The following is a 12,074-nucleotide window of genomic DNA, read 5'->3' on the forward strand; positions in this document are numbered from 1 at the left end:
ATTATTATAACGCAATTCAGCTATAAACAATCCTTTTTGTGTTATTCATATTCAAGCGTCGTTTTTACTGATTATTACGTAAATTTACATCATCAAACACACCAATAATTACAGATGGAACAAGCTACTCCTTACACACCAAAATATAAAGTTAGAATAGTTACTGCAGCTGCACTCTTTGATGGTCACGATGCCGCTATAAATATTATGCGTCGTATCATTCAGAGCACAGGCGTTGAGGTGATCCATTTGGGTCACGATCGCTCGGTAGAAGAGGTGGTGAATACCGCAATACAAGAAGATGCAAATGCAATAGCGATAACCTCTTATCAAGGAGGCCACAATGAGTATTTTAAATATATGTATGATCTTCTTAAAGAGAAGGGAGCGTCACATATTAAAATCTTCGGAGGTGGAGGTGGTGTGATCTTGCCAGAAGAGATACAAGAACTCATGGATTATGGGATTACTCGTATCTACGCTCCAGATGATGGTCGTGCCATGGGATTACAAGGGATGATTAATGACCTTGTAAAACAATCTGACTATGCCATAGGAGATAAGCTTGATGTAACTGTAGATAGCTTAAGCGAAAAAGTGCCTACGGCAATCGCTAGAGTTATATCTGCTGCCGAAAACTTTCCAGAGGTTGCAAAGAAAACCCTAGATGCAATTCATAAAAAGAATGAAAACTCGCTTACACCCGTACTTGGTATTACAGGTACAGGAGGTGCAGGAAAGTCATCACTTGTAGATGAATTAGTACGTAGATTTCTAATTGACTTTCCAAAGAAAAAGATAGGATTAATATCTGTAGATCCTTCTAAGCGTAAGACGGGAGGAGCATTACTAGGAGATCGTATCCGTATGAATGCGATTAATAGTGACCGTGTTTACATGCGCTCACTAGCAACTCGCCAGAGTAACCTTGCACTTTCTAAGTATGTAGGAGAGGCTATTGAGGTATTAAAAGCAGCCGAGTATGACCTAATTATCCTTGAGACTTCAGGAATAGGACAGTCTGATACGGAGATTATAGAACACAGTGATGTTTCTTTATATGTGATGACGCCAGAATTTGGTGCAGCAACACAGCTAGAGAAAATCGATATGCTTGACTTTGCAGATTTAGTTGCTATCAACAAGTTTGATAAGCGTGGATCACTAGACGCACTACGTGATGTAAAGAAGCAGTACATGCGTAACAACAACCTTTGGGATATCCCACAAGATGAGTTACCAGTTTTTGGTACCATTGCAAGCCAATTTAATGATCCTGGGATGAACACGCTCTATAAGCGCATCATGGAAAAGGTAAACGCAGTAAACGAGTCTGATCTTACTAGTACGTTTGAGATCAGCCAAGAGATGAGTGAGAAAATCTTTGTGATCCCTCCATCTCGTACGCGCTACCTAAGTGAGATCGCAGAGAGCAACCGTGCATATGACGCTTTCGCGAAAGCGCAACAAGAAACAGCACAACGTCTCTACGGAATTTATAAGACCATAGAAACTATTGCCGGTACAGCTCCAGCACTAGACAAAGCAGGAGTACAGTTAGCCGATTTCACTACCGAAAATACAGAAGAAGATAAAGACCTTATCAAATTGTTGCTAGCACAGTTTGACCGAGTAAAAATGGATCTTGATCCGTATAACTGGGAAGTTATCACTGGATGGGATGAGAAAGTAAATAGATATAAAGCACCTCTGTTTACCTTTAAGGTAAGAGATAAGGAGATTAAAATCCCTACGCACAGCGCATCGCTATCACATACAGAAATCCCTAAGATAGCATTACCTAAGTACCAAGCTTGGGGAGATATCTTAATCTGGTGTTTACAAGAAAATGTACCAGGAGAATTCCCATATACAGCAGGGCTATATCCTTTTAAACGTACAGGAGAAGATCCTACACGTATGTTTGCAGGAGAAGGAGGACCGGAACGTACTAACAGACGTTTTCACTACGTGAGTGCTGGATTACCGGCTAAGCGTTTGAGTACGGCTTTTGACTCTGTGACTTTGTATGGTAATGATCCAGGAATGCGTCCAGATATCTATGGGAAAATAGGAAATGCAGGAGTAAGTATTTGCTGTCTTGATGATGCAAAGAAGCTCTATTCTGGTTTCGACTTAAGTCATGCTATGACATCGGTAAGTATGACGATAAACGGGCCAGCACCTATGTTACTTGGTTTCTTTATGAATGCCGCTATAGATCAAAACTGTGAGAAGTACATTAAAGAAAACGAACTAGAAGCAGAGGTAGAAGCAAAGATTGCAGCTATGTATAAAGGAAAAACACGTCCAGCATACCAAGGCGATCTTCCAGAAGGAAACGATGGTCTAGGTTTAATGCTGCTGGGAGTAACGGGTGATCAAGTATTACCAGCAGATGTGTACAGCCGCATAAAAGTAGAGACACTCACACAAGTGCGTGGTACGGTACAAGCAGATATTCTTAAAGAAGATCAGGCACAAAATACGTGTATCTTCTCTACAGAATTTGCACTGCGCTTAATGGGAGATGTACAAGAGTACTTTATTGAGCAAAAAGTGCGTAACTTCTATAGTGTGTCAATCTCTGGATATCACATTGCAGAGGCAGGAGCAAACCCTATCACACAACTAGCACTTACATTGTCTAACGGATTTACGTATGTAGAGTACTACCTAAGCCGTGGGATGGATATCAATAAATTTGGTCCTAACTTATCGTTCTTTTTCTCAAACGGAATCGATCCAGAATATGCAGTTATAGGTCGTGTTGCACGTAAGATTTGGGCAAAAGCAATGAAGGAAAAATATAAGGCAAATCCTCGTGCACAAATGCTTAAGTACCACATCCAGACATCTGGGCGTAGCTTACACGCACAAGAGATTGACTTTAACGACATCCGTACTACATTACAAGCGTTATATGCGATTTATGACAACTGTAACTCGTTACACACAAATGCATATGATGAGGCGATTACAACGCCTACAGAAGAGAGTGTACGTCGTGCAATGGCAATCCAGCTTATTATCAATAAAGAGCTAGGACTTACTAAAAACGAAAACCCAATACAGGGATCATTTATTATAGAAGAACTTACAGAGCTTGTAGAAGAAGTCGTCTTACTAGAATTTGACAGAATCACAGAGCGTGGAGGAGTTTTAGGAGCAATGGAAACGATGTACCAGCGTTCTAAAATTCAAGAAGAAAGCTTGTATTATGAAACGCTTAAGCATAACGGTGAGTTTCCAATAATTGGAGTAAATACGTTCTTGAGTTCAAAAGGAAGTCCTACGGTACGTCCAGCAGAAGTAATAAGAGCTACCGAAGAGGAGAAGCAATATCAAATTGATATGCTTAATAATCTCCACAAGGAAAAAGCAGATAAGATAGAAGCACAACTTGAGACTATTCAAGATGCAGCGATTAATAACCGCAACATTTTTGAAGAATTAATGGAAGCGACTAAAGTTTGCTCACTAGGGCAAATTACAAGTGCGCTCTTTGAAGTAGGAGGACAGTATAGACGTAATATGTAATACTACGAGATTATAATCAATAAAAAAGGCGACCCAGAGGGTCGCCTTTTTTATTGATTTTTTTCAAGATTAATCCTTCCAAGGTCCGCTCTCGGTGATATGTATAAAGCGATTATCTTTTAATCTTGATAGGCCAAGGTATCCTCCTAACCAAATGGTGCCAACAGTATCCTCATAAATAGTCTGGATAGCATTGCTTTGCAAGCCATCCTTCTCATTATAGTTTGTAAAGCTATTACTATCGTATTTGTAAACGCCAGCATTTTCGGCGGGAAACCAAATGTTCCCTTTGGAGTCTTCAAAGAGCGACCAGATCTCTTCTCCTGTAATCACACCATCTGTAGTGAAATTTGTAAACGAAGTTCCGTCATAACGGCTCACGCCATTATGATGTGTTGCAAACCAGATATTTCCTGAGCGATCTTCTAGCATGTCATTTACATTATTTCCCGCAAGTCCATCTTTTGTAGATAAGGAATCTAGAGAAGTCCCATCCCAGATAAAGGTACCAGCGTTTGAAGCAAACCATAAACGTCCTTTGTTATCTTCCATGATACTATGCACGATTTTAGTACTTGAAACACCTCTTGAATTATCTACTACCGTTTCTGGAAGAGCGAACGGTTTAAAAGTAGTTCCATCATAACTATTAACGCCATTTAAAGCTCCTATCCACAACGTTCCTTCAGCGTCCAGCAACATACTCCATACATTACTTTCTTTAAGTCCTTGCGCTTCTGTGTAGTTTATAAAAGAAGGTTTTACTGTTGTTGTAGATGTAGTCAAGTCAAGCGATGTAATTCCTCTATTAGTCCCAAACCAGATTGTTCCATTTTTATCTTCCAGAATCGCACGCACGGCTTTACCATTAAAACCTTCGTCTATAGAAAAGTAGTCTACACTCGTTCCATTATATCGTATCACCCCATCACCATTAGTTCCCATCCACATCGTTCCTTGTGAATCTTGAAAGATTCTTCGTATGAATTGGCTTAATGGAGGAGGAGCCAAATCAATGACAGTAGGTCCCATGATTGTGTTAGTAGCTGAGGTCGTATCGCTCAAGGCGAAATGAGGAGCTTCATCTATAACATGCGTTGGTATCGCTTCTTTACAAGAAATGCTAAGCAGTAGCACCATAGAAAATACAATCAAAGTAATTCTGCCGAAGGTCATAGCGATAATTTTAAGTGTGGATACTTAAAAGTAAACTATTCAAATCAATTAGTAAGTGAGATGATTACTGATTGTCTTTTGTCCAGATAGTCTCAAAAGTCTCACACACAATGAGCATATTATCTATGGCTTTAATCAATTTTTGGCTTATTGGATTTTATAAATCCAAAGTGATTCACCTAAAGGCTCTGCTGGGCTTAGACCACACTCTTCAGCTCTTTCTATACTTTCTGGATCATCGATGTTAATTGTCAATTGGTCAGGACAATTGTCATCACTTGAGCAACCTGTTACTACAGTTATGATCAATATTATTAACAAGTATTCAAAAGCTTTTTTTATCATATTATTTTTGTTGGGTCTTCTAGAACAAGCTGAACATGGAGAAAATTAAGCTCCTTAAGACTTGCATAATAGCTAATTGGTTTTAGTTTGTGGTCTGGTTTGTTTGGACTAAATATACAATGAATTTTGAAGTTGTGGGCTGTGTATAAGGCTTTCAAAGTTGATAGCTAGATAGATGTTTTCTAGGAAGCACAAAGAGCGAAAGAAAAGCTGTTGTAATCCTTAAATCAGTAAGAACCTACAATTAGAATTATAGATCAAAATTAGCTTAAAAGCATGTGCTGAGCTTAGTCGAAGTAGGCTTGTTTTTTTAGCTTGCCTCTTTGTTGTCCTTTCATCTTTATTCTTCATTATTGATAAAAATCCAGCCTCTTTTGCTAGCGTAATTTTTCATTTTTTTAGCCTTCTTTTTAATAGCTCCTGTTTCTAAACCATTGTAATCAATAGAGCAATGTCCTTCAAAAGGAATGTTGTCTTCATTTACAGGTAAAGATTCTGCATCACATTCTCCTTTAGAAACACCGACAACTCCTGCAGAAGTGTAGCCTTGTTCAGAGAAATGATCAAAAGATTCTTTTGCAGAGAAAAGAGTTTCATTGTAAACAGATAACTTATTATCATCCTTAGGTGTCGGTCTAAAAGTTTGAGATGAAAAAACTTGAGATGAAATAGAATCTCCTTGTACAAAACTAGGATGAACTTGACGTAAAAGTATATTTTTAGAGTCCATAATGTTATGTAAAGTGAATTTGAATCTGTTCATTTAATTTTTTCCAACCATCAATACTATTAAGGTCTAAATCAAATAAAATTTCATCATCTTTATCTATTTTTAATATCGATAATTCACCTTTTTTATTTTTCAAATCCACAAATAAATCTGCTTCTATATTGTCTGAAGACCATTCAAATTGAATATTTGCATCAGGAGATGGGAATGTGTAGGGTAATTTTAATTCAGGATTAAATTTGTCATCAAATTCCGTTGAAAGCCAGAGTAATTGTTGCATATTAAAACTGTCACTTTCAGAGTTTAACCAGCCTTTTTTCAAATACCCTATTTCTTCAAGTCTAAAAGAAACGTCTAAATCTTCCAAATCAGAAATTGATTCAACGGATTCAATTTTAATTATATTATCGGTTTTGTTAAATCTAACTGATGAAGAAATTGATATTTTTTTCTTGATTCTCTCAGTAAAACTAATTAAAGCTGTTTTTAAAATATCTTGAAACTCTGATTCGTAAGAAGAAGTTAATCTCTGACCATTAAGCAAGTCAATAGTAAATGACATTTTTTGAAAATCCATTTCAGAAATAAAACCACGCAATTTTACATCTTCATTATATTCATTAGCTTTTGAAGATGCCTTGATTATTTTTTTTCTAGACTCTCGCGTGAACTTAGCCTTTTTTGTTCCATTAGGATTAAATTCTATAAATTCATTTTCTCCAAGTTTTTTACCAAATCTAGAGAAGTATTTTAAAACAAAATCAGGAGCATGACTATTAATATTTGTATCATCTTCTGCAGATTGAACTACTTCAATTATTCTATCTTTAGCTTCTTCAAAATATGCAACATTTTGTTGAGGGAATAAACCGCTCATTGCTGTTATTAAAACAATCTTTGGAATTGTACTTCCTTCTACAATGTTTTCTAATTCAAATGAAATTCCTTTTGTGAAGTCTTTAGGGATTCTTTCTCTTCCCTGATTTTTTTCTTTGTAAATAACCTTAGCCATTGCAATAGTCATCTCTTGGAAAACAGATAAATCTTCAATTAAGTCAAGTGGTAAACGGTGTTCATTGAATCGTTCACCTTCATAACGAGGTGCAAATATTTCAATTCTATGTTTATCCATTTCTCTCGTCTTTCATTTTGTTTCTATTTAGAAAGTTTTACAAATTTACGATGAATTTAATGTAGTAATAATATTTTATTCTACTTTTCCTCAAAGTATTAAATATTCGTAGTTTTTTAATGAAGCACAACAAGCCACTACAAAAAGCAAAGATAGCTCCCGATAGCTATAGGGATTGCTAGTTTCCTTTAATTTATGACCTCGTTTCTTTAAGCTAAATATACAATGAATTTTGGAGTTGCTGCTGTACGTAGCACTTTCAAAGTTGGCTATTAAGCTTTTGCGAAAGCGGTACCCAAATATGGGAAGTGAAGAGCATTTGTTATAGTAGTAAACAAGGACTTAAAACAAGTCTTTGCCATAATAAAATCAGGAAGACTCTACAGTGAAAATGATAGATAAAAACTAGCTTAAAAGCATGTGCTGAGTGAAGTCGAAGTAGGCTTATTTTTTAACTCAGTTCTTTGTTGTGTGTACGTGCTTTTTATTACGACTTATATAATTTAACAGGATAGTCTTTAATGAAACTCCAATCAGAGTCATTTCGATAATCCAATTCTAATTTTTTGTCAGAGTGTTTACTTTTTAATTCCTCAAACGTATTAAAGAAGAATTTAGGATCAGTTATGTAAAACCAATAATTTCTTGCTCCACCATAAGTTTCCACTAAAATGACAATTCCGCTTTTGTTTGGGTCAAAAAGATTAACAACTTCTCCGTCAAAGTCAATCAATGGTTCGTTGTATTCTGCTGTTGCCAACCCGTTATCTTTTACACTATCAAATTCGTGCGTAATGCAAATCAGTTTAGGGTATTTTGATTTATATTCCCAAACGTTTTTATAATTCGGAAGTCGTAAGTAGAGTGGAAGTCCATCGTATTCCGTTTCGGTTGTTAACCATTCCATTTCTTCTGTCGTTTTATTTTGGCTGAAACAAACGATTGTAAAAGTCAGAAAGAGTAAAGTCAATATTTTTCTAAATTTGTTCTTCATTTCGTTCTTTCGGCATTACACATAACAGGCTACTGCATAAAGCGAGTACCGCTCCCAATAACTTTCGGGATTGCTGGTTTGCTTTAATTTATGGTCTGGTTTGTTTGATCTAAATATACAATGAATTTTAGAGTTGTGCGCCGCGTGTAGGGGTTTCAAACTTAATACTCATCGCAGTGGCAAATAAACTCTTAAAACAAGCCTTTGCCATTATAAAATCGATAAGGCTCTAAGATGTGAATTATAGATCAAGATTAGCTTAAAAGCTTGTGCAGAGTGAAGTCGAAGTAGGTTTGTTTTTTAACTCTGTTGTTTGTTATAGCCAGTTTTTTATTTGATTTAGCGTTCCAATTATCAGTCCGACAATTCCTCCGATATATGAGAAATCATGGATTTTCGCCACTTTATTAAATTTCGCTTTATGTTCAATTTCAAACGGGAAATTATAATTCGTAATAATTTCCGATGGATTTAATTCCGCAATTCCATATCCAACGAATCCGAACAGAATTGTAATTCCGATTACGATTAGTATTGATTTCAGCGTTTTATTGAGCATTTTTTTTTCGTCGCTATATTTCATTCCGACAATTCCGAGAATCAGTCCAGTTAAAACACCAAACCACCAAGTTGAGAGAAATCCAACCCAAACCAGAGCAAAAGTCCAATTCCCACCAAATTCTCTCGAATAATCATCTAAAATCCCAAAATTGAAAAAAGTCCATTTTGTGTAAAATTCAGGTGAAATTTTTGAAGTAATAAAATCGTGCGAAATTCCATAAATCACGCTTATGATTATGGAAATGAAGATGATTAATATTAAAGTTGATGTTTTTCTCAAATTGGTGGTAACAGGCCACTGCATTAAGCGAGTATCACTCCCGATAGCTATCGGGAGTGATAGTTTGCTTTAGTTTATGGTCTTGTTTGTTTGATCTAAATATACAATGAATTATAGTATTACTTGATTCACATATAGACTACACATTTGTAAATGATAATCACATTTTCGCGAAAGCGTAAAAACCAACAATGATAATTTCCTCTATGTGAAAAGAAAACTGTTGAAATTCTTTTGTGCGAAATCTATTGGAAACCTATACTAAAAGTATGATGGTTCCTTTGTTTACTCTTTATGCTAGAGCTAATTGACATCAGAATTTAAAATAATGCGATAGCCTATGATGTTTTCTGGTAAGTCATTACGATCATCATTTTCTATATGCATCATAAAGTAATTACTTTTTGCTCTCACAGGTCCTTGTACTGTCCAAAATTGCCCTAATTTATTGGCTTTTAATAGTATTTCATTGACCGCAGTTTTATAGTCTCTAGCTTTATATGAAAGATTGATTGCAAAAGACTTTGTGCCATTAGCTTCGGGAAACTGAGTAGTATAATCATCACTATTGAGATCTACCTCCTTTGAGGTGTCAAACAATTGGACGATTTTTTTAATTAGCACATCAGGTTTGTCGTTCTGATACCTTATAGAAATAATAAGCTGTTGAGGCATTTTGGTGTAATTGCTCTTGTGGTTTTCCTTAAATGTAATGCAATAATTTCAAATCGCTATGCTAGGCCAAAGTAAAAACTTAAAATACCTAGTGTGTTGAAAATGCCATGTATCATAATCATAAACCACAAGTCGTATTTGCGCTTGTAGAATATGATAGATAAGAGTGCTCCTATAATTATTACAACAAGTTGCCCCGTGATTCCTTGCTGCATGTGCATATATCCGAAAAAGCCACAAATGACTAGAATATTAATAGCAAGACTGATGTTGCTATCTCCAAAGAACTTGACGAACTGTCGCATGAGATAACCTCTAAAAATAATTTCTTCTCCAAATCCCGCAGTAACCCAAACTATCAATAACCAAACAATTGTTGTTTGAAGATCTCCTTCCAGTTGACTCATGCTGGAATAATCAATAGGAACTCCTGTGAGTATCTCGATTCCCGGAACCACAGCAAAGACGTAAAAAATAAAGAGTGCCAGTGCAACTAAGGGAGCATGTACAAGGAGATTTTTTGCATTGAAATTTGTACGTTTAAATCCAAGCGCTGTAAATGGTTTTCCTTTGTATTCTATATAATTTGCTATAATGATGATTATAGAGATAATTATATTTTCAAAAGGTGTTCTGGTAATTGGACCAAAGTACATGAAACAAATAATGGCAAGGATCACTAATGGAATTACTATTTGTCGTACGGTAAGTTTGTTCATTTTCTTGATTTTAAATTCAATACGAAATAATGAACTTAAACTCTTAAAAACCCTTTAAACACTGATGTTTTTACTGAATGGTCGCAAATTGATAACTGAATAGCAGACGGTATCGTTGCATGTTACTGAAACCAATTCATAAATGCTTCTCGCTTATAACGGCTAATGGTGATATTATGGATTGCTTTGTTTTCAATAGCAGTTTTTAACTGGACACGCAACCTGCTATTTTCAATCTTTTCAATGTGGTCCACAGCATCTTTGTGGATAATGATTTGCCTGTTTGCTCTAAAAAATAATTGATCATTTATCTTTTCTTCAAGCGCATTTAATGTGAAATCTGAGGTGATTGTTTTCCCATCTTTTTGAACAGCATAAACAATTTTATTTTCGCTGTAAAAGCAGGCAATATTATCATAAGAAAGCTTCGTTATTGTTGCGCCACTTTCAATAGTGATTTCGGCATCTTTTATGGGTAGCTTATATAAATTATAGATATCAAGGGAATATGCAAACCCTATGAGAATGAAACTTACCAACAAGGTAACTAGCAGTCCAGTTAGTAAGTAATAGAATTCAGTTTCTCCTCCCGCAATTTTATTTAAAATTATACCTAACGGGATATACATGATGGTAATATATCCAAGCGTAGTGACCATATACCGAGAGATAGATTTGATTTCTACCTTTTTTGAGAAATACTTTCTCTCGTAAAATTTAAAATTAAGATACGCTATAATCCCAATGAATGTACACAAGGCAAGAGACGATAGAAAACCTTCCAAGGGAAATCGGTACGACTCACCGTCTGGAAAACTCTCTCGCGTGGCTAGATGATTAACCACTAAAGAGAAAATCACCAAGAACATTACTTTTTTAAACAAATTCCATGCAGCTCTACGGGTAGTTGAGTGGTCTCGCGTGTTGGGAGTATTCTTGGCTGGTTGTTTAGTACTCATGAATGAGAAGCTCCTTTTTTATTAAGTCTGTTCCTAGTAGATGCGATTTGTGTTTAGGTAGCTAGTCGTACATGTTTAAATAAGATAGCTTGGAGAAAGATACTAGCTTTAAGAATTACAAAGGCTGTATTATGAATTATTCTGAATCTCGTTACTCTTTAATTTCTCTATTTTGGGTAATACTTTTAAATAATTTGTAAGCATACAAGACTGCAATTAAGGTTAAGAGGCAACAAATTAAATACTTCTCTTCTGCGTAATAACTTAATGCACCAACGACTCCAAAGGCAGTCCATAGGAGGTTAGTAAGGGTGTCGTTTTTGAGTAGGTTTTTCATGGGTTTTTAAGTCGGTTCTTTGTTAGTAAACGTTTAACAAGATTAAAATATCAGATGTTCTAATTGATTCCTAGTTAAAAATAAAAATAACACAATTGAAAGTACAATCAAGTTAGTTTTGAAATTCACGTGTTCTTGTTTGCGGTATTGCTGAATTATTGAATAGATTGAAATTCCACCAACGATTAACATTGGGAAATAATTTATTATTAAATCAACATACCACAATTGAGCTATTCTACTTGAGCCTTCCCCTGAACCATATAAAAGAAAGAAAGCAATAATCTCAATTAGAAATAGAAGTATAATCAGTCCAGTAAATAGAATTGTCCGAATTCCAATTCCGAGATAATTCGTTTTTACGTTTAAAAATTCGGTTAGATTCATCCGTTAAAAGTTTCAGTTGGTAAATTCAGACAAATGATTGTAGAAACGATATGTATTCCAAATATTAGGATAGTCCATTTCCCTTTTTTAACTATCAAAAATCCGTAAACAGGAATTTGAAGAATGGCAATGATTATTGGCACAATTCCGATTTTATTATTCAGCGCACTTATTATCATTGAATACGGATAAACGACTTTCGCTGGCCAATAAAAACCGTGTCCACTACCCATTGAAAG

Annotated in this window: 11 protein-coding genes; 1 reads left to right on the top strand and 10 read right to left on the bottom strand. The window is 35.5% G+C overall.

The genetic code is table 11. The features are described 5' to 3' along the window. Positions 1-114: 114 nt before the first annotated feature. Positions 115-3,540 (top strand): methylmalonyl-CoA mutase family protein, encoded by a 3,426-nt coding sequence (locus tag JM84_RS07630; protein ID WP_144783478.1) that lies wholly within the window; start codon positions 115-117, stop codon positions 3,538-3,540. Between the two features lie 69 nt (positions 3,541-3,609). Here JM84_RS07630 and JM84_RS07635 read toward each other — a convergent pair whose 3' ends face one another. The 10 genes from JM84_RS07635 to JM84_RS07680 all read right to left on the bottom strand — a co-directional run bounded on the left by JM84_RS07635 (position 3,610) and on the right by JM84_RS07680 (position 11,448). Then, positions 3,610-4,716, bottom strand: a complete 1,107-nt coding sequence (locus JM84_RS07635; protein WP_144783480.1) for a two-component regulator propeller domain-containing protein — start codon at positions 4,714-4,716, stop codon at positions 3,610-3,612. A 147-nt stretch (positions 4,717-4,863) separates the two neighbouring features. After that, positions 4,864-5,061, bottom strand: coding sequence for a hypothetical protein (locus tag JM84_RS07640; protein WP_144783482.1), 198 nt, complete (start codon positions 5,059-5,061; stop codon positions 4,864-4,866). A gap of 340 nt (positions 5,062-5,401) precedes the next feature. After that, positions 5,402-5,791 (bottom strand): hypothetical protein, encoded by a 390-nt coding sequence (locus JM84_RS07645; protein WP_144783484.1) that lies wholly within the window; start codon positions 5,789-5,791, stop codon positions 5,402-5,404. 4 nt (positions 5,792-5,795) lie between these two features. Next, on the bottom strand, positions 5,796-6,923 hold the full coding sequence (locus JM84_RS07650; RefSeq protein WP_144783490.1) for a hypothetical protein: 1,128 nt from the start codon (positions 6,921-6,923) through the stop codon (positions 5,796-5,798). A gap of 487 nt (positions 6,924-7,410) precedes the next feature. Further along, entirely contained in the window at positions 7,411-7,917 is a 507-nt protein-coding gene (locus JM84_RS07655; RefSeq protein ID WP_144783492.1) for a DUF695 domain-containing protein, read from the bottom strand. Positions 7,918-8,233: 316 nt separating this feature from the next. Further along, the gene (locus tag JM84_RS07660) at positions 8,234-8,782 is read right to left on the bottom strand and encodes a hypothetical protein (protein WP_144783494.1); all 549 of its coding nucleotides are present in this window, start codon (positions 8,780-8,782) and stop codon (positions 8,234-8,236) included. Positions 8,783-9,061: 279 nt separating this feature from the next. Then, complete coding sequence (locus tag JM84_RS07665; RefSeq protein ID WP_186439105.1) at positions 9,062-9,358, bottom strand: hypothetical protein; 297 nt, start codon at positions 9,356-9,358, stop codon at positions 9,062-9,064. Between the two features lie 131 nt (positions 9,359-9,489). After that, on the bottom strand, positions 9,490-10,152 hold the full coding sequence (locus JM84_RS07670; RefSeq protein ID WP_144783498.1) for a CPBP family intramembrane glutamic endopeptidase: 663 nt from the start codon (positions 10,150-10,152) through the stop codon (positions 9,490-9,492). A gap of 122 nt (positions 10,153-10,274) precedes the next feature. Further along, positions 10,275-11,111 (bottom strand): LytR/AlgR family response regulator transcription factor, encoded by an 837-nt coding sequence (locus JM84_RS07675; protein ID WP_144783500.1) that lies wholly within the window; start codon positions 11,109-11,111, stop codon positions 10,275-10,277. 151 nt (positions 11,112-11,262) lie between these two features. Then, complete coding sequence (locus JM84_RS07680) at positions 11,263-11,448, bottom strand: hypothetical protein (RefSeq protein ID WP_144783502.1); 186 nt, start codon at positions 11,446-11,448, stop codon at positions 11,263-11,265. Positions 11,449-12,074: the final 626 nt, after the last annotated feature.

Origin of the sequence: Dokdonia sp. Hel_I_63 (assembly GCF_007827285.1) — a bacterium.
GTDB lineage: Bacteria > Bacteroidota > Bacteroidia > Flavobacteriales > Flavobacteriaceae > Dokdonia.